The organism is Polyangium mundeleinium (assembly GCF_028369105.1).
Classification (GTDB): Bacteria; Myxococcota_A; Polyangia; order Polyangiales; family Polyangiaceae; genus Polyangium; species Polyangium mundeleinium.
Genome location: NZ_JAQNDO010000001.1, coordinates 1675842 through 1694128 on the forward strand (window position 1 = coordinate 1675842; position 18287 = coordinate 1694128).

Here is an 18287-nt window from a genome sequence, read left to right on the forward strand (position 1 = left end):
CGGCCGCCCGGGGCTGACGTCATTGCTTCACTTCGAACTCGACCTTGGTCACCTTGAACTCGGGCGCGCGTAGCTCCTTGGATCGAGTGGAGCCCGTGGGCATGCGGCAGAAGACGCGTTGCTTTCCAGCTTCCACCACCACGTCGATGGGCGTCACACCGTAGTACACGCCATTGACGGTGACCTTGCAGGAGCCTCCCTTGGCGCGGATCAGGAGCCGCCCGTGGCCTTTCGGGATCGCCTTCCAGGTCCAGCCCGAGGGGCGCGCGGTTTGTGTGGCGCTCGGCGCGGGGACGGCCTCGTCCGCGAGGATTTCGATCGGCGTTTCGTCCGGAACTGCCGCCGCCATCTCGTCCGGCGTGAGCGCCGTGCCCGCCGCCGTGGCCACGCCCATCGAATCGGATGATGTCGTCTCGGGCGGAGTCGTGGCGACTTCGGGATCGGGCGAGCGGCGCGACGCGATGAGCACGATCGCGAGCAGGAGTCCCACGCCGATCACGCCGATCACGGCCGCCTGAACCTGCCGGGTTCGTCGGGACGCACGCGGGTCGAGCGGGTCCGGGGCCTCGCGCTCGGGCGCGGAGACACCCGGCGGCGCTGGGAAGGGCGTGGCCGTGGGCGGCTGCGGGGACGGGGCGCTGAGCGGCGCGGCCGAGGCGTCCGCAAACGTCGGGATCGAGACGGGCGGCGCGGTGGGGCCTCCCGGCACGAGCGGCAGAGGTGCGTCCGGACCAACCGTGGACACGGGCGGCGTGATGGGCGGCGCGACGGCGGGTGGTGTCGTCGTGGGGCCGAAGGCTTGCGGCGCCGACAAACCTCGCGAGGAGGGCGGCGCGGGAGGCACGAACGGCGGCGCCGGCATGCCCGGCGAGGACGACGGTGCTGCGGCTGCGAACGGCGGCGCCGGCATGCCCGGCGAGGACGACGGCGCCGGAGGCACCCCGCCCATCGGCGGAGCGACGGGCAACGGCGTCGCGACCGCGCTGAGGCTCGGGAGCGAGCCACGCGGGGCGTCCGGCGGGCTCGGGGCCGCGACCGCCGCCGGCATGCCGCGGCCGCTCGCGACCGACTGGAACGCCTCCGCGAGCTCGCGCATCGACTGGAACCGATCGTCCGGGTTCCGCGCGAGCGCGCGCTGGAAGAACGCGTCGATCGCGGGCGGCAGCTCCGGCGCGAGCGACGTCGCCGGTGACAGGCGCGCGGAAAAGACCTGCACCATCACCTCGGCGAGCGTGTCGCCGGGGAAGGGGATCTTGCCCGTGAGCGCGCGGTAGAGCACGACGCCGACGGACCAGAGATCGCTGCGCACGTCGGTCTTCTTCGAGCTCCGGAGCTGCTCGGGGCTCATGTAATGCGGCGAGCCCATGAGCTCGCTCGTCTTCGTGGCCTCGCCGAGGGACATGTCCGTCTCCTTGGCGATGCCGAAGTCGAGGATCTTCACGACCTCGACCTCGTCGTCGTCGTCCCGCGCGAGGAACACGTTGCCGGGCTTGAGATCGCGGTGGATGACGCCGGCCTCGTGCGCCTTGCGCAGGCCCCGGCTCATCTGCTGCACGATCGGCCCGAGCGCTTCGAGCGAGAGCCGGCCCCGCGCGAGGATGCGCTCCTCCAAGCTCTCGCCGCGCAGGAGCTCCATCACGAGGTAGGGCGTCTCGTCCTCGATGCCGTAGTCCTGGACCGCGACGACGTTCGGGTGGCGGAGGTGCGCCGCCGAGCGGGCCTCACGCTCGAAGCGCGCGCGCGCGGCCTGGGACGCGGCCGACTCGTTCGAGATGAACTTGATCGCGACGTCGGTCTGGAGCGTGACGTGCCGCCCGACCCACACCGAGCCCATGCCCCCGGACGCGAGCGGCCGCTCCATGCGGTATCGACCCGCGATCACGGTCCCCGGCGCAAGCAACATCGAACGTTCCGGCCCTCCTCGACGCGGTGGCCCCGGAGCCTATCACAGGAGGTTGGTGATCACGCCGTAGATCGATCCGATGAGCAGGCCCATGTAACCGAGCATCGCGATCCCGAAACCAGCCCCACGTTTCTCCGCGGCTTGGTAGTAGCCCCACGCGTAGAGGATCCGACCGAGGACCCAGACGGCGCCGAGCCCCGCGGCGAGCTTCGCGCTCGTGAACAAGGCGCAGAGCCACAGGGCCGCGAAGAACGGAGTGATCTGTTCGACCGTGTTCTGCTGCACCCGCAGGACGCGCTCGAAATCGGGGTTCCCGGAGGTCTGGGGCGCCGGAACGTTGAATTTCTTGCGGGCGCGGCCGACGTTGAGCATGAACACGAAATACGCCACGAGCGCGGCGATCGTCGTCAATGCGGGCAGGGCGAGGTCTTTGGACATGAGAAGTACAGGCTCCCCGGCGCTCGTTCGGCCGGAGGCTCGTTCTACCGCGGCGCGGACCCCGGGGGGAAGCCCCACGCGGCCCGCGCGGCGTGGGTCGTGATCACTGGCTGAAGGCGGCCTCGATCTTCTCCCAAACGGCCGGCGCGACGCCGACCTCGAGGTGCCCGAACGCGACGCCTTCTTGCTTCGAGCGTGACGCCTTCGCGTCCGCCGGCCAGCCCTGCGTGAGCTGATCCCGCGCGGCGATGCTGACGTCGAAGAGCACGCCGTCGCCCTTCGGATCGCAGGTCGGGCACTCCATGCCGTCGATCTCGAAGATCGTGCCGGGCGCGCCGGGCTTCTGGCCGTGCACCACGTAGAGGGATTCGAGGTCGGGGCTCAGCCCGTGGCCCTTCAACCGCTCGATGAAGTTGCCGCCCATTTCCATGACCGCCGCGATGCCGATGCCGTCCATGAGCGTGTACGTCGCGTATCCGAACGAGTAGTCCTCGGCGTGCTTCGTGTCGTACGAGACGTGCTTCGCCTTGCAGGGTGAGGTCGCGGGATCGTAGGAGGCGGCGCGGCAGGTGATGTGCGCGTCGTCGTCGTCGACCCATCCGCCGGTCCCAGGAAGCCCGGCCGGGTTGTAGCCGAGCTTGTAGATGCTCACCCAGTCGCGCCACTTCGATTCGTCCGTGTCGAGCTCGGACCAATCGTACGAGGCTGGATCGTCCTGCCGGTTCGGCAGGGGATAAAACGAGCGCAGGTCGTACGCCGTCTGAAGCTGCCCGAGGTAGGCCGAGACGTACGCGCCGGATTCGTCGATCGAGCCCCACATCGCGTGGTTGTACTGATCGAAATCGAACGTTGCCGCATTCGCGCCGTCCCCCACGTTGAGCGCCTCCAGGCTCGCCTGGGAGACGGGCTTGCCCGCCTCGTCGAGGCCCGTGATGTTCGAGGTGTAGATACGGTTGAAGTAGTCGGGCCACATCGCGCCGCGGTTCTCGCAGGCCGAGTAGGCGTACGGGTTCGGGAAGATCGAGTTCGGCCCGGCGGCATACCCGAACGTCACGCATTGCACCGCGCTCATCCAGCCCCAGGTCACCGGGCCCTGGCCGATCGGCGCCGCGTCGGGCGTGCTGTAGATGATCAGGTTGTTGAACGGGTGCCGGAAGTTCAGGTCGATGCCGAGGTGCGGACCCGAGAGCGCCACGTACGTGCGCACGTCCTTGCGGAAGGCGGGCACGTTCTTCGCGGAATCCGCGGCGACGCGCTCGAAATGCTTGGATCCCCAATCCTTCCAGCTCGAAACGTTCGAGAGGTAGACGTCCGCCGAGAGCACGCCCTTGCTCCAGGCCACGATGTCGACCTTGGGCTGACCCACGAGCGCGGAGACGCGGCGGATCACGTTCGCCAGGTTCGTCGCCTGGTTGAAGTTGTCGCCGTGGAACGTGCCGAACGTGAGCGCGTACGTGCAATGCCCGCGCTCCTCCAGCCATTGCACGAAGCCCGTCTTCTGCGCCGTGTCCGGGTACGCGTTGCCCGCGCCGTCGTCGCCGCCGGGCAGGAGCCAGACGTTGCCGTTTTGCATCGCGCCGTGCACGAGCAGCACGGGCGTCTTCGTCTTGTCGCACGAGAGCGACGCCGTCTTCGGGCCGTGGTGCAAAAGGACGAACCGCGCCTCGGGCCGCATCGGCCCCTTCTTGCCGCAGGCCGGCGCGCCCGATTTCCCCACCTCGCCGGCACACGCGTCCTTGTAATGGATGTTGAAGCCGTCGACGAGCTCCTGGTTGAGCGCGCCGAAATACGTCTTCAGCTTGTACGTGTCGTCCTCGAACGTGTCCTCCCAGCGGAGCTTCTGCGTGCGGACGTTGTAGCCCTCCGTGCGGTAGCGCTGGAGGCCCTCGACGAGCTCGATCTTGCCCCAGGACCAGGACGGCGGGGTGATCGCGCCGACGACGCGGTAATCGTCGACGTATTCGCCGGCCGCGGGCGGATCGAAATAGGCGTCGTACGCCGGATCGAACGCATCCGCGGGCGGATACGGCACGCTGCCGCCTTGCCCGCCCGCGCCGCCTTGCCCGCCTGCGCCGCCCGGCCCATTTCCGCCCGAGGCTCCCTGGCCCCCCTGGCCGCCCGTCGCCTCGGGATCCGGGGTCGGCCCGCAGGCCGCCGCCAGAAGCAAGAAAAGCACGCCCACGGAAACCTCACGCAAAGCCATGGCAAACCTCCGGAAATCGTATCGAGCGTAGGCGCGCGGGGGCAGGAAGGCAAGCGTCGTCTGCGGCGGTGCAACAAGCACCGCAGACGAGAGATCGAGGTTACGATGGGGGAGAAGGGAGGAGATTGCTGCGGTGCAGCAGATGGCCGGACGAGATGTACGGCGGCTTTACTTGGCCTTGTTGAGGGGGATACGCACGAGGCCGGGGATGCCGCCCTTGTTGTACGTGGTGTGGGCCGAGTTCGTGACGTAGAGGTGGCGCCCCTTCTTCGTCTCGCCAATCGCAATGGCCGAGGGCTCGTAAAGCCCGGTCTCGGCGAGGACCTGCATCCCGCCGGTGAACTCGACGCGCGTGATCTTGTCGATGCGCCGGACCGCGAGCATCAGGCTGAGGCTTGCGGGATCCTCGATGATGCTCTCGGCGCCGCCGAGCGTCCCGCAGTCCGGGCCCGAGACCATGTCCGGCAGGAGCTCGCTGGTCTGGCCGTCGAACGTGCCCTGGAAGATGTACGCGCGGTCGGCGTTCGTCGCGAAGAACGTGTTGCCGGAGATAGCCGTGCTCGTGACGCCGTACGAAAGGAACTCGCCGTACGCGCAGGCCGACGTCTGGTCGCCCGAGAGGAGCTGCGCGACGCCCGGATCATCGGTGATCCCGTTCGGCGAGACGACGTAGATCCGCGCCGCGTTCGGGACGGAGATGAGGCCGTATCCCGAGGAATGGAACGCGATATGCCGCGGAAAGCTCATCGAAGGGTGCGAGCTCCAGAGCGTGGCCGTGCCGCCGCCCGGGGGGAACTTGTAGATGCCCGGCATGAACTTCCCCGGGTCCTCGCTCTTCACCGCGATATAAACGTTCTTCTGCGCGTCGAGGGCGACACCCTGCGGGAACGCGATCCCGATCTCCCCCGGAATCTCGCCGTAATCGGTCACGGCGCCGGTCTCGAGGTCGACCTTCACGACCTTGGGGGCCACGGAGTAACCCACGTACGCCGTGGTCCCGTCGATCGCGAGGCCCTCCGGCAGCTCGCCGAGCGCAGGGTTGAACTTCGCGACCTCTTCGGGCACCGCGGGGTAGACGATCGGGGCGTCGCCGCCGTCTCCGCCGTCGCCGCCCGCGCCGCCCATGCCGCCCGCCGCGCCGGTGCCGCCGTCGCCGCCCTCGCCGCCCGCGCCGCTCGGGTTGTTGTTCGAGCCATCCGAGCAAGCCACGGCGAGCGAGGCGAGCGCGACGCCGAGGCACGAGAGAAGCACGCGCCCGAACGGGCGCTCGATCGATTGCCGATCGTCCTTCGATTTCATGAAAAGAACCTCCAACCGCGGGAGGCTACCAGCCGGCCTGGTCGGGCCGCAAGCCGACTGTCGCGCGAGCGGATCAGGCGAGCTCGAGCTTGCCGTGATCGTCGCAATGCCCGCCGTGCGGGTGATGCAGATGCCCGCCGACGAGGTAATCGACGTGATCCCCGTGCGGGACGCCCTCGTGTCCGCACGCAGGGCCGTGCGCGTGGCCCTGCGTGTGCCCGCCGCAGGCGTGCGAGGGCGTGCATTCGTCGCGGTTCGCCTGGGTTACGGAAATGACGTGCTCGTCCGTGTGATCGCCGTGCGCGTGGTGCAGGTGTCCGTCGTGCAGATAATCGGTGTGCCCCTGGTGCCGGATCGCCGTGTGCCCGCAGCCATCGCCGTGCTGGTGGTCGTGGCTGCCGTGCGTGGGGTGGTCGTGCATCGCTTTCCTCCTTCCCACTGCTTGGCGCTGGCGAGCGGAGGACGGTACCCCGGGTTTGCCGGGGCCCCATCGCGGGAAACACCGGTGCTCGGCCGTGCTCGGCCATTGCCGCGCAGCGCGTCGGTTGCGGCGGCCCGAGCGGTCGCGCACAGTTCGGCCCCCTCGTGCCCGGCGTCGTCGCGCTCCGCCTCTACTACCTCGCGAGCTTCGCGGTGATCGGCGTGTATTTGCCGTTTTTCCCGCCGTGGCTCGCGGCGCGTGGCATCGAGGGCGTGTCCTTCGGCCTGCTCACGGCCACGTTTCCGGCGATGAGCGTGATCGGCCCGCCGGTGTTCGGGCTCGTGGCCGACGCGCTCGGCCTGCGTGGCCACCTCCTGCGTGTCGCGTGCGCCGGGGCGTTCGTTGGGTTTGCCGGGGTCGCGGCGCTCGCGGGCGGCGGGGGCGCGAGCTTCGCCGCGTTGCTCTTGCCGGTCGTCGTCTTCGGGTTCTTCCGCTCCCCCATGTCCATGCTGGCCGACGTCGTGGCCCTCGAAGCGGCCCGCGAGGGGCACGTGCCCTACGGCGCGACGCGCCTCTTCGGCTCGATGGGGTTTCTCGTCGCCGCGGTCCTCGCCGGCGGCCTCGAACCGACCTCCGCCGTGCAAGTCCCGCTCGCCATCGCCGCGCTCCTCCTCGTCACGCTCGGCGTCACCTTCGCGCTCCCTTCCCGCGTGCCCGTCCCCGCGAGACCCTCGGCTGCGCAGATCCGAGCGCTGCTCGCGAGCGCCGACGTGCGCCTCTTTCTCGCCTCGGCGTTCTTCGCCCAGGTCGCTTTCGCCTGTTACGACCAGTGCTTCTCGCTCCACCTGCTCGCGCGGGGCGCCTCGCCGCGGGTCCTCGGCGTGACCTGGGCCGTCGGCGTCTTCGCCGAGGTCGTGCTCATGGCCAACGCCGGCGCCCTCGCGTCCCGCGTCCGTGCCCCCGTGCTCCTCGCCGTCGCGTACGGGGTCGCGGCGCTCCGCTGGATCCTCATCGGGTTCGTCCCGGGCTTCTTGCCGCTCCTCGTGCTCCAGCCGCTGCACGGGATCGCCTTTGGGCTCGCGTGGATCTCAGCTCTCGCTTACGTGAAAGATCGTGCGCCGAAGCACCTGCTCGGGACGGCGCAGGGCGTGTTCGTGGCCACGGTCTCGGCGGGCTCCGTCACCGGGATGCTCGGCTGGATCCACGTCTATCGCCGCGGGGGCGGGGCCGTCGCGTTCGGGGGCGCCGCGCTCATGTCCGCGATCGCGTGCGGCATCGCGATCGCCTTCGCGCGCCGCACGCGTGCAGGGCAGAACGAGGCCGCTGCCTGACGTCCGTCGAGGCGCCTCCCGACGCCAAACTTTTTTCGCTCGGCGCCACGGCTCGGGTTACACCTCGGCAGCGGCGGGCGTGCCGCTCTCCGAAGCGAGGCATCCGATGTGCGGGATCGTGGGTTACGTCGGGACGCGGCATGCGGCCCCCATCATCGTCGACGGGTTGCGGAAGCTCGAGTACCGGGGGTACGACTCGGCCGGCGTCGCCATCCATGACGGCCATTCCATCGAGATCGTGCGGACGCTGGGCAAGCTCGCGCGACTCGGGGATGCGCTGGAGAAGCGGCCCCTCGCGGGCTCGACGGGCATCGGGCACACGCGCTGGGCGACGCACGGCCGCCCGAGCGAGGCGAACGCGCACCCGCACTCGGCCGGCCCGGTCGCCGTCGTGCACAACGGCATCATCGAGAACCACGTGGCCGTGCGGCAGGAGCTCGAAGCCGACGGGGTGAAGTTCCTCTCGGACACGGACACGGAGATCGTCGCGCACCTCATCCACCGGGAGCTGACGCGCGGGAAGAAGCCGCTTTTCACCGCGGTGCAGGCGGCGCTCCGGCACGTCGTGGGCGCGTACGCGATCGCCGTGGTGTCGCGCGAGGAGCCGGACGTGGTGGTCGTGGCGCGGCACGGCTCGCCGCTCGTCGTGGGCCTCGGCGAGGGCGAGATGCTCTGCGGCAGCGACATCCCGGCGCTGCTCGCGCACACGCGCTCGATGATCTTCCTGGAGGACGGGGACGTGGCGGAGCTGCGCGCCTCGGGCGTGCGTTGCGAGACCGTCAGCGGCGAGGTCGTGACGCGCAAGGCGAAGCACATCGACTGGAGCCCGGTCCAGGCCGAGCGTGGCGGCTACAAGCATTTCATGCGCAAAGAGATCCACGAGCAGCCGGAGGTCGTGGAGGCGACCCTGCGCGGCCGGATCGACCTCGCCGAGGGCGACGTGTACGCCGCCGAGATGGGCGTGACGCCGGAGGTGGCGAAGTCGATCCGGCGCGTGTACTTCGTGGCCTGCGGGACGAGCCACCACGCGGCGATCGCCGGTCGTTACTGGATGGAGCAGCTCGCGAAGGTGCCCTCGGTCGTGGAGCTCGCGAGCGAGGTGCGCTACCGCGAGCCCCTCTTCTATCCGGACGATCTGGTGATCGCGGTGAGCCAGTCGGGCGAGACGGCCGATACGCTGGCGGCGGTGAAGGCGGCGAAGGCGGGCGGCGCGCGGATCCTCGCGGTGGCGAACGTGCTCGACAGCGCGATCCCGCGGATGGCCGACGGCGCGCTCTACACGCACGCGGGCCCCGAGATCGGCGTGGCCTCGACGAAATGCTTCACGACACAGCTCGCGGCGCTCCTCTTGCTCGCCGTGTACATGGGCCGGCGGCGCAGCACGTTGCCGCAGGAGCGCGCGCAGAAGGTGCTGCAGGCGTTGTGGGAGATCCCGAGCCACCAGCGCGAGATCCTCGGCGACGCCGATTACGTGCACGCCATCGCGAAGAAGCTCGTGCACGCGAAGGACGTGCTCTTCCTCGGCCGCGGGCTTGGCTTCCCGATCGCGCTCGAAGGGGCGCTCAAGCTGAAAGAGATCTCCTACGCGCACGCCGAGGGCTACGCGGCCGGCGAGATGAAGCACGGCCCGATCGCGCTGATCGACGAGCAGCTCCCGATCGTCGCGGTATGCCCGCGCGACGCGCAATACGAGAAGATGCTCTCGAACCTGCAGGAGGTCCGGGCCCGCGAGGGTCAGGTCATCGCCATTGCCACGAAGGGCGACGAGCCGATGCTGGAGCTCGCGCAGCACATCGTGTGGATCCCGAAAGCGCCGGACGAGGTGATGCCGCTCCTCACGGTGCTGCCGCTCCAGCTCATTGCGTATTTCGTGGCGAACCTGAAAGGCAACGACGTCGACCAGCCGCGCAACCTCGCGAAGACGGTCACCGTCGAATGAACACGAGGGGGCACCCCCGTCGCGAGGTGCCCCCCGGCCGGCCTCAGGCCGCCTTCTCGTCTTTCCCACCGCCGCTGAGCCCCTCTTCCTTGAGGGCGCCGCTCACCGCCTGAACGACGTTCGCCATCGAGGGGAACGACTCGTCTTCGAGATCCTCGATGATCTGGCGAAGCGAGACGGGCTGCCCCTTGCGATACTCGATCGTCTGGTTGCCCGCCCGCGCGAGCAGGTCTTGCTTCGTCACGGGGAACGCCAGGCCGGAGAGCGCCTGCGTGATCGCGCCGATGCCGAACGCCGTCCCCTCGGGCGGCCCCGGCTTGTCGTAGGCCTGTCCGCGGACCTCCTTCCGATCGCGGAGGTCTCGCTGGTGTTGAACCTCCTTGCCGCCGAGGTGACCCGCCTCTTGGACGGTCATCGTGCCCTTGCTCTCATCCTTGTTTTTTTCGGCCATGGTCTATCTCCTCGCGTGGCGTGCGGCCAACCGGATGCGGAGTGGCTCGGTCTCGCCGCATTCGTTGGGCGCAGGAAGACCCGCGTCCAGGGTTTGGCCGAGTGATCCATTGCGGTTGCGCTCGGCGCGCCGCATCGCGGGCGGCCCGGCCCGTTCTTCGCTCCTCTTGCGGTCTGCGGCGAGGCGGGCATGAGACCTGCGGGAGGAAACCTCATGGCGCAGAACTGGAACCCCCGGGATCAAAACGAGCGAACGGCCCAGCCCGAGAAGCCGAGCGGATGCACGCCGGCGGACGAGCCCGAGCACGGCCGGCCGCCGATCGCCTGGGAAGAAGGCGAGCCCCGGGTGCTCGAGCCCAAAACGGTCGCGGACGAGCGCGTGGACGAGGCGTCCGAGGAGTCCTTCCCCGCCAGTGATCCGCCCGCCTGGACGTCGAGGAAATCCGCTGGCACGAAGTGACGGGCCCTGCCCCGGGACGCTCGGGGGCCCGCTCGGGCGCGCCGGGCTCCGCCCCCAAACCTCGGTCCCAAAATGGCCCACCCCCTCGACGAGGACCTTGCTGCCCGTGTGAATGTCGGCAAAATGTTGCGCTTGCGCGCCCACGCCTCGCGTGTACCCGCAAGGAAGCTTCCATCCCCCGCTAACGAAGAATCCCCCTTCTTATGGGCCAAGTCACGTCCCCCTTCGATCGCCGCCGCCTCCTCCAAGGGTTTGGGGCCTTGTTCCTCGCCTCGGCGTGCTGCCCGACGCCCGCGTCGGGCGGCGCGGAGACGAAGGTAGCGCCGAGGCCGCCCGCGCCCTCGACGGGGCCGCTCGTGCTGGACGCCCCCGAGAACGTGGGCATGTCCTTCGCGCGGCTGCAGGACGCGTTTGCGCGCCTCGAGCGCCGCGTGAACGACGAGGCCTTCCCGGGATTCGCGGCCCTCGTGGCGCGGCACGGCAAGATCGTCGCGGAGCACGCGTACGGCAAGAAGGTCCGCGGGGGCGGCGACCCCGTCACGCTCGACACTCTCTTTGACCTCGAATCAATGACGAAGGTCGTGTCGACGGCCATTTCGGTGCTCGTCCTCGTCGACCAGGGCAAGCTCCGCCTCGACGATCCGGTTGTCAAGTACCTGACGACGTTCAAGGGGGAGGGGAAGGAGCGGGTGACGGTGCGGGACATGCTCCGGTATTCGTCGGGGCTGCCGCTCGACAACCGTATCTACGAGGGGAAGCCGGACGAGATATGGCGGAAAATGGCGGCGACACCACTCGAATATCCACCAGGGACGAAGGTCGAATACAGCGACCTCACGTATCGCCTGCTCGGCAAGCTCGTGGAGGTGGCCTCGGGCACGACGCTCGACGTGGTCGCCCGTGACCATGTGTGGCGGCCGCTCGGAATGGTCGACACGACGTACAATCCTCCCCCGGCGCTCCTGCCGCGCATCGCGGCGACGGGCCCCACGGAGCGGCGCAGCGCGGTCGTGCGGGGCGCGGTGCAGGATGATCTGGACTTTCTGCTCGGCGGCGTGTGCGGCTGCGACGGCGCGTTCTCCACGGTGAAGGACGTGGCCACGTTTTGCCAGATGGTGCTCAGCGGCGGCACGTATGCCGGAAGGCGCATCCTCGCGCCGGAGCTCGCCGCCGAGATGGTCGCGGATCAGACGCCGTTCGTCGACGCGGGCAAGACGGACACGTCGCCGCTGATGAACCTGATGTCGACGCCGAAGGGCTTTGGCTGGGAGCTCTTCACGCCGCGATTTTCGAACGGCGGCACGCGCCTCTCGCCGGGCTCGTATGGCAAGGCGGGCGGCGCGGGCACGTACATGTGGGTCGATCCTTCGCGGCAGCTCTTCGCCGTCCTGCTCACGAACCACGGCCTGCCCCAGCCCTTCGACGAGCGCGGGTGGGATCGGCTCCTCGACACGACGAGCTGCGGGGAATTCTTCGACGGCGTGGTCGGAGCCGTGACCGACGGCGCCTGAGCTCTTCGCCTCGCCGGGCTGATCCGCCTCTCCACCGCAGGCTCGGCGTTCCTCCGCCTCCTTCCAGAGGCGATCTCCTGGCGCAAGCCTGCCGCTCGACCGCGTGTCGGACACGGTCCGATTCGAAGGGTTGCATCGTGGCTCGCCCGCGACGTAACGAGGAATCCCGGCGCGTCCTCTCGCCGTCTCTTTCCAAGAAGGAACTCACGTGATGAATCATCGATTCTATCGACCGCGGTGGCTCGGGCCGCTCGTTTTGCTTGCGGGCGCCTGTGGCGTCGATTCCTCGGGGATGGGCGCAGGAGGCGACGGGGGCGGGCAGGCCGCGAGTCCGGCGTCGGAGGAGACGGCCGAGGCGCGGGAAGCGTTGACGGCGGGAGCGGGCAGCCTGGGTGACTGCAACGGGAATCCGGCGCGCTGCGCGGCGGTGAGCCTTGCTGCGGGCTACTTCCACACCGTGGCGCTGAAGTCGGACGGCACCGTCTGGGCCTGGGGATACAACAACCTCGGTCAGATCGGGGACAACACCACCACCGAACGACTCACGCCTGTGCCTGTGGACGGGCTGAGCGGCGTCACCGCGGTCGCGACGGGCGTCGAACACACCGTGGCGCTGAAGGCGGACGGCACGGTCTGGGCCTGGGGGCGAAACTACGAAGGCGAGCTCGGCGACAACACCACCACCAATCGACTCACGCCCGTGCAAGTGAGCGGGCTGAGCGGTGTCGCCGCGGTGGCGACGGGCAACTACCACACGGTCGCGCTGAAGTCGGACGGCACGGTCTGGGCCTGGGGGCGTAACTACGAAGGCCAGCTCGGCGACAACACGACCACCGACCGACTCACGCCCGTGCAAGTGAGCGGGCTCAGCGGCATCACCGCGGTGACGGCGGGCCACACACACACCCTCGCGCTGAAGTCGGACGGCACGGTCTGGGCCTGGGGGCGAAACTTCTTCGGCCAGCTCGGCGACAACACGACCACCGACCGACACAAGCCCGTGAAAACGAGCAGTCTGAGCGGCATCACCGCGGTGGCGGCGGGTGCAAGCCACAGCGCGGCGCTGAAATCGGACGGCACGGTCCACGCCTGGGGGCGCAATGTCAGTGGCCAGCTCGGGGACGGCACGGCCACCGATCGACGCACTCCGGTGAAAACAATTGGAATCGTAGGCGTGGTCGCGGTGGTGACGGGCTACGACCACACCTTGGCGCTGAAGTCGGACGGCACGGTCCACGCCTGGGGGGACAACCTCAGAAGCCAGCTCGGAGACGGCTCGACCAGCGACAAACATCTGCCCGAACAGCTGAATTTGAGTGACATCACCGCGGTGGCGGGGGGCTACGCGCACAGCGTGGTGCTGACGTCGGACGGTACGGTGTGGACCTGGGGGTACAACCTCCATGGTCAGCTTGGCGACGCTACGACCGTCAATCACAGCACGGCTGTGCAAACGAGCGGACTCAGCCTCTTCTCGATGTGCGGCGCCATGGCGGCATGCGACGTGGGGACGGGCGCATGTGTCACCGCGCCGATGCCGAACGGGACGGCATGCAACGACGGCAATGCTTGCACACAGGTGGACACGTGCCAGTCGGGCACCTGCGCCGGCGCGAGCCCGGTGATGTGCGCAGCGTCCGACCAATGCCATGTCGCGGGCACCTGCAACCCCGCGACGGGCGTGTGCTCCGGTAATCCGTCGAAGCCCAACGGCACGTCGTGCAACGATGGCAATGCCTGCACGCAGACGGACACGTGCCAGTCGGGTACGTGCATCGGCGCGAGCCCGGTGACCTGCGTGGCACCGGACCAATGCCACGATGCGGGCATCTGCGATGTCGCGACGGGCCTATGCTCCACACCGGCAAAGGCCGATGGGGCGGGATGCGACGATGGCGACGCGTGCACGCAAACGGACACGTGCCAGAATGGGATGTGCACCGGAGCCAACGAGCTTGTCTGCCCGCCGGTGGGCGAGTGCGAAGTTGGGCTCTGCAACCCGGTCAATGGGGTGTGCTCACCGATCCCCAAGCCGGATAACACACCTTGTGCAGGCGGGGTTTGCCTCGCCGGCGTGTGCCAGATCGAGGGACCGACGTCGAGCTCGAGCGCGACCGGGACCGGCGGTGGCGGCGGTGGCGGCGGCAGCGCGACCGGGAGCGGCGGTGGCGGCGGTAGCGGAGGCAGCGGGACCGGGAGCGGCGGTGGCGGCGGCAGCGGCGGCAGCGCGACCGGGACCGGCGGTGGCGGCGGCAGCGGCGGTAGCGCGACCGGGACCGGCGGGAGCGGCGGCAGCGGCGGCAGCGCGACCGGGACCGGCGGGATGATGGCGACGAGCACGACCACGGGTGCAGGCGCAGGCGGTAGCGCCGGGGAAATCCCGTCGAGCGAGAGTGGCTGTGGCGCCTGCGTCGTCGGGGGCGGCTCGGCGAACGGAGCCCCCTGGATCGGTCTTGGGCTCTTGCTCGCGCTGCGGCGAAGGCGGCAGAGCGCTCGGGTAGGCGCGCGGCCGTGAGGTGAGCGCCCCTGCTTCGTGCACCTCGATACAGGGCATTTCCCGGCACCGTGGAAGCGGTCAGGCGAATGCCCGCTCGGGCTATCGAACGCAGCGGGCACCACCAGGCCACGCTCTGCGAAAAGACGACCGAATGTGGCGCCTGCGGGGACCTGCCCGCCTGCGCCACGGCCATGAAGGACGGCGCGCTTTTCCCCGTCGTGTTCTCGAGCAAGGACAAGCACGCAGGCTATGTCGAGAAAGACACCTGCAATCCGTTTCTCGCTTGTCTTCTCGACGTCCCTCGCTTCCGCGCTCCTCGTGACCTCGATGGCGCTCCATGCGTCCACCGCGGACCCGCCCGCTCCCGCCCCCGACGCGGAGCCGGGCGAGGAGACCGACCTTTATTGGGCGCTTATTCGCACATGAAAAAGCAGCCTTGTGTACAGATGTTGTAATTGCTGCCGCAGTCTTGGAAGCAACCCGTCAAGTAGCCCATGTCATCGTAGTTGCCCCACATCCTGATGCAGTAATTTTCACACGTAGAGCGCTCGTTATAGCAGCCGCCAACGCACCAGTCCCAGCAGTCAGGTGCCGCATCGCTCTCGACTCCGAGGTCAGCCTGGTTGGTGTTGAGCTCCAACTGCGACTCAGCCGTGTCGTCCGCGGTGCTCCCGTTGTCGTCCGCCTGGGTGGGCTCCAACTCGCCCTGGCAACCAAAAAGCAGCGAGATGCCGATACCCATGATCAAGGTGGTGGCGGTGCGATTGAACTGATTTGTCGACATGACATTTCCTTCTTTGTGTGAGTTGCCGAGATTGGCTGTCGCTTGGCGCTGGTAGGCCATGTACCAGCCCTTGGCGAGCACCTCGGGTGAACTGTTTAGACAATTATTCGTGCGAGCTTCGCACGTTGGCTTGGTCGAGGGGGTCCGCTCGGCGTGTCCTAGCAGGATCCTACGGGCACGACCGGAGGGTGCACGACGTCGCCGACGAACAGGTCCAGCAGTCCGTCGCCGGCAGGAAGGGATCGGCGGGCGGGGCGCAATCGTAGCGATATTCTTTGTAGTAATTGCTGAAGTCCCCGTCGGACGAGTCGTACCGCCAATCGCACTCCCGGTTCTCCCAGCCGATCGCCACCGTATGCGAGGCGTCGCTGTAGTAGGTGCGATAACGGCCGGACGGCCGCAGCGCCTGCTCCGCGACGCCGACCTCGCCTTCGTCCGGGGTGACCCCCTCCTCCGGCGCGCCGAGGCACGCGACGAGCGAAAACGCGAGACCAAAACCAGCGAGGATCTTCTTGAGCATGACCATTCTCCTTCCGTCACACGACACGCGGTCGTGTGGGACGTGAATCGCGAGCGCAGCCGCGCGGGGCCGCCGATCCGGCGCTGCCCTCGCGCTCACCGCGCTCACCGATGAAATCGAGAATGCCCGCCCCTTCGAGTTCTCGCCAGTGTCCGCTCGCGACAACGTTGTTGCGTCCGCCGACACGAAGGCAAGAAACCAACGCCTCCACGCGCCGCGCCGGTGTCATGAACAGAGGGATGGGCAGGCACACGAACGCGGAGGAGGGGCTCGCAGGGGCGGCCTCGAGCAGCCAACGAGATCCGCACGAGCGCGTCCGCTCGCTCCGCGCGCCGGAGGTGACGAGCACGGTCCACGCAGGCGCCATCCGGCACCTGTCGAGCGTCCTCGAAGGCGCCGGCCTCGATCCTCGGCCGCTCCTCGCCGAGGCGGGCGTCGGGGAGATCGAGCTCGTGGATCCCGATCAGCGCGTCTCCATGGCGCGGTACGTGGCTTTGTGGCGCCTCGCGGTGCCTCGTTTTTCGAAAGGCTCGCTCGGGCTGACCTACGGCGCCGCCTTCGAGTTCGATCACGGAAACCTCCTCACGTACATGGCCGCGCACGCCGCCACGCTCGGCGAGGCCGTGCTGCAAGCCGACCGCTACCGGCACCTCGTCCACGAGATGCTGCTCCCTGTCCTCGACCTGGAGGGCGGCGACGCCCGTCTCCGCCGCGCGTTGCACCCCTCCATCCGCCGGATCGGCGCGATGGCGGAGTCGATCGCAGCGACCTGGGTGAAGAGCCTCAGCATCTACATCGGCGAGGACTTTCAGCCGCGTGAGGTCTGGTTCCAGCACGCCGCCCCGCGGGATCTTCGCCCCCACGACGAGGCGTTCCGCTGTCCGGTGCGCTTCGAGATGCCCGAGACACGGATGATCGTCGATCGCGAAGAGCTCGAAAGGCCGCTTCGCCTCGCCAACCCGCGTCTCCGCGCCTATCTGGAGGAGCAGGCCCGGACCCAGCTCGATAGCTTCCCGCACGAGAATGGCCTCGCCGATCGTGTGCGCCGCCTCCTCGTCGACGAGCTGCGCGGCGGCGCCCCGTCCCAGGATCAAATCGCCCGGCGCCTCGCCCTGAGCCCACGCACCTTGCAGCGCCGCCTCAAGGACGAGGGCGTCGTCTTCAACGATCTGCTCGACGAGCAGCGCCGCGCCCTCTGCGACCGTTATCTGCAGGACCGATCCCTCTCGATTCAGGAGATCGCCTTCCTCCTCGGCTACACGGAGCGGAGCAGCTTCTATCGCGCCTTCCGCCGCTGGACCGGCCGCACCCCGCAGGAGCTGCGCAAAGGCGACGGGGACGAGGCGGGGTGAAGGACCGTCGGTCCTGGACGAACCGTAGGTTTGCCCGCGAACACGTAGGGTTTGACGGCGTGCACGCGGGCAAACGGTTCGTCTTGACCAGCCTAGGAGGGCGGGTGTAGCGTGCCTCTCATGAAGCACCTACTCCTCGCTAGCCCGCTCCTCCTCGCGGTTTCGGTCTCCTCGTCGGTGTCGCTGGCCGAGGAAGGGGTAGGGGTCAGCGCTCCGGCCTCCACGGAACCTACCGAGGTGCCCGAGAACCTCAAGATCCCGTACACCGTGTACACGACCGATCGAGCCATCATGACGCTCTTCCACGCATCGACCAGGAAGCTCCTCCTGGAGGCGCAGGCGTTGGAGAAAGCAGGCAAGGTCGCGGCGGCTCTCGAAAAGTACCAGGATGCCTACGCGCACAACAGTCTGCCGGATACACAATTGGAGCTTGGCTTGGCCCAGGCTCGCGCAGGTTTGTTCCTCCCTTGCGCACGCAACATCCAAGACGTCATCGCGTTTTGGGCCCTGCGCGACTACAAGTTGCACCCGGTCGAAGAGGTACGGACGGTATTGGCCTACTGCGCGAAGCGCGTCGGGACGATCGCGCTCCGGATCAACATCGCCGGCGTGCGCATCACGGTGGACGGCGAACTCGTGATGGACTGGCCCTACCACGACGAGATCTACGTCGAGCCCGGAAGCCACGAGATCAAAGCGAACGCTTCCGGGTACTGGATGAACGAGACGCACGTGGACATCAAAGCCGGGGAACGAAAGGAGCTACGGATCGCGATGCAGCAGCGTATCCATGCGCAGTATGTCCAGTTCCCCACCCCGCCGCTTCATTTCAACATCAATGCAAACCTGTCGAGTGGAGCGAAGGGGGATCCGCCCACGTGGCCAAAAGGACTCATGGTCGTGAGCGGAGTTGGGATGGGGCTTGGCGTCGGCGCCGCTGGGATTGGTTTTGGGCTAGCCTCGAAAGGCGACGCATCCGCGAATACCTGGTATGCCGTGGGCGCTGTGGGCTGCGGGCTTGTGGGCCTCTCGCTGACGGGCCTCATCATCGGGATGGCCAACCGTCCCGAGCCGCCTCCGCCGAACGTCATCATCACGCCGCAGATCGCCAAGGATGGCGGCGGCGTGCAGTTCACCGCGACGACGCCGTAGGGCTATCGCCCCGGAGGTAGGGAACCT

General features: G+C 68.5%; 15 protein-coding genes. 7 read left to right on the forward strand and 8 right to left on the reverse strand.

Features of this window, described 5'->3' with window-relative positions:
* Positions 1-19 precede the first annotated feature (19 nt).
* The 5 genes from POL67_RS06965 to POL67_RS06985 form a co-directional block, all read right to left on the reverse strand.
* A complete protein-coding gene (locus POL67_RS06965; protein WP_271916296.1) occupies positions 20-1903 on the reverse strand; it encodes a serine/threonine-protein kinase in 1884 nt (627 codons plus the stop codon).
* 42 nt (positions 1904-1945) lie between these two features.
* The gene (locus POL67_RS06970; RefSeq protein ID WP_271916297.1) at positions 1946-2341 is read right to left on the reverse strand and encodes an MAPEG family protein; all 396 of its coding nucleotides are present in this window, start codon (positions 2339-2341) and stop codon (positions 1946-1948) included.
* A gap of 103 nt (positions 2342-2444) precedes the next feature.
* Positions 2445-4544 carry an esterase/lipase family protein gene (locus POL67_RS06975; protein ID WP_271916298.1) on the reverse strand — a complete coding sequence of 700 codons (2100 nt, stop codon included), beginning with the start codon at positions 4542-4544 and terminating at the stop codon, positions 2445-2447.
* A 168-nt stretch (positions 4545-4712) separates the two neighbouring features.
* The gene (locus POL67_RS06980; protein ID WP_271916299.1) at positions 4713-5843 is read right to left on the reverse strand and encodes an NHL repeat-containing protein; all 1131 of its coding nucleotides are present in this window, start codon (positions 5841-5843) and stop codon (positions 4713-4715) included.
* Between the two features lie 73 nt (positions 5844-5916).
* Positions 5917-6264, reverse strand: coding sequence for a hypothetical protein (locus tag POL67_RS06985; protein WP_271916300.1), 348 nt, complete (start codon positions 6262-6264; stop codon positions 5917-5919).
* Positions 6265-6428: 164 nt separating this feature from the next.
* Here POL67_RS06985 and POL67_RS06990 point away from each other — a divergent pair, with 164 nt between their 5' ends.
* The gene (locus POL67_RS06990; RefSeq protein WP_271916301.1) at positions 6429-7595 is read left to right on the forward strand and encodes an MFS transporter; all 1167 of its coding nucleotides are present in this window, start codon (positions 6429-6431) and stop codon (positions 7593-7595) included.
* 118 nt (positions 7596-7713) lie between these two features.
* Entirely contained in the window at positions 7714-9534 is a 1821-nt protein-coding gene (glmS, locus tag POL67_RS06995) for a glutamine--fructose-6-phosphate transaminase (isomerizing) (protein WP_308789512.1), read from the forward strand.
* Between the two features lie 43 nt (positions 9535-9577).
* Here the strand turns inward: glmS and POL67_RS07000 are convergent, their stop codons facing one another.
* A complete protein-coding gene (locus POL67_RS07000; RefSeq protein ID WP_271916303.1) occupies positions 9578-9985 on the reverse strand; it encodes a DUF2795 domain-containing protein in 408 nt (135 codons plus the stop codon).
* A 213-nt stretch (positions 9986-10198) separates the two neighbouring features.
* On the opposite strand from POL67_RS07000, the gene POL67_RS07005 reads away from it, so the two are divergent.
* The 3 genes from POL67_RS07005 to POL67_RS07015 all read left to right on the forward strand — a co-directional run bounded on the left by POL67_RS07005 (position 10199) and on the right by POL67_RS07015 (position 14470).
* Positions 10199-10444, forward strand: coding sequence for a hypothetical protein (locus POL67_RS07005; RefSeq protein WP_271916304.1), 246 nt, complete (start codon positions 10199-10201; stop codon positions 10442-10444).
* A gap of 203 nt (positions 10445-10647) precedes the next feature.
* A complete protein-coding gene (locus POL67_RS07010) occupies positions 10648-11955 on the forward strand; it encodes a serine hydrolase domain-containing protein (RefSeq protein WP_271916305.1) in 1308 nt (435 codons plus the stop codon).
* 211 nt (positions 11956-12166) lie between these two features.
* Positions 12167-14470 (forward strand): RCC1 domain-containing protein, encoded by a 2304-nt coding sequence (locus tag POL67_RS07015; RefSeq protein WP_271916306.1) that lies wholly within the window; start codon positions 12167-12169, stop codon positions 14468-14470.
* A gap of 394 nt (positions 14471-14864) precedes the next feature.
* On the opposite strand, the gene POL67_RS07020 is transcribed toward POL67_RS07015, so the two are convergent.
* Both POL67_RS07020 and POL67_RS07025 read right to left on the reverse strand, forming a co-directional pair.
* Positions 14865-15317 (reverse strand): hypothetical protein, encoded by a 453-nt coding sequence (locus tag POL67_RS07020; RefSeq protein ID WP_271916307.1) that lies wholly within the window; start codon positions 15315-15317, stop codon positions 14865-14867.
* Positions 15318-15405: 88 nt separating this feature from the next.
* Positions 15406-15756, reverse strand: coding sequence for a hypothetical protein (locus POL67_RS07025; RefSeq protein ID WP_271916308.1), 351 nt, complete (start codon positions 15754-15756; stop codon positions 15406-15408).
* A 227-nt stretch (positions 15757-15983) separates the two neighbouring features.
* Here POL67_RS07025 and POL67_RS07030 point away from each other — a divergent pair, with 227 nt between their 5' ends.
* Positions 15984-17108, forward strand: a complete 1125-nt coding sequence (locus POL67_RS07030; protein WP_271916309.1) for an AraC family transcriptional regulator — start codon at positions 15984-15986, stop codon at positions 17106-17108.
* Between the two features lie 120 nt (positions 17109-17228).
* The gene (locus POL67_RS07035) at positions 17229-18260 is read left to right on the forward strand and encodes a hypothetical protein (protein WP_271916310.1); all 1032 of its coding nucleotides are present in this window, start codon (positions 17229-17231) and stop codon (positions 18258-18260) included.
* Positions 18261-18287: the final 27 nt, after the last annotated feature.

Coding starts and splice junctions, on each gene's coding strand:
- POL67_RS06965 (WP_271916296.1), bottom strand. CDS start 1,903: ATGTTGCTTGCGCCGGGGACCGTGATCGCGGGTCGATACCGCATGGAG.
- POL67_RS06970 (WP_271916297.1), bottom strand. CDS start 2,341: ATGTCCAAAGACCTCGCCCTGCCCGCATTGACGACGATCGCCGCGCTC.
- POL67_RS06975 (WP_271916298.1), bottom strand. CDS start 4,544: ATGGCTTTGCGTGAGGTTTCCGTGGGCGTGCTTTTCTTGCTTCTGGCG.
- POL67_RS06980 (WP_271916299.1), bottom strand. CDS start 5,843: ATGAAATCGAAGGACGATCGGCAATCGATCGAGCGCCCGTTCGGGCGC.
- POL67_RS06985 (WP_271916300.1), bottom strand. CDS start 6,264: ATGCACGACCACCCCACGCACGGCAGCCACGACCACCAGCACGGCGAT.
- POL67_RS07000 (WP_271916303.1), bottom strand. CDS start 9,985: ATGGCCGAAAAAAACAAGGATGAGAGCAAGGGCACGATGACCGTCCAA.
- POL67_RS07005 (WP_271916304.1), top strand. CDS start 10,199: ATGGCGCAGAACTGGAACCCCCGGGATCAAAACGAGCGAACGGCCCAG.
- POL67_RS07010 (WP_271916305.1), top strand. CDS start 10,648: ATGGGCCAAGTCACGTCCCCCTTCGATCGCCGCCGCCTCCTCCAAGGG.
- POL67_RS07015 (WP_271916306.1), top strand. CDS start 12,167: ATGAATCATCGATTCTATCGACCGCGGTGGCTCGGGCCGCTCGTTTTG.
- POL67_RS07025 (WP_271916308.1), bottom strand. CDS start 15,756: ATGCTCAAGAAGATCCTCGCTGGTTTTGGTCTCGCGTTTTCGCTCGTC.
- POL67_RS07030 (WP_271916309.1), top strand. CDS start 15,984: ATGAACAGAGGGATGGGCAGGCACACGAACGCGGAGGAGGGGCTCGCA.
- POL67_RS07035 (WP_271916310.1), top strand. CDS start 17,229: ATGAAGCACCTACTCCTCGCTAGCCCGCTCCTCCTCGCGGTTTCGGTC.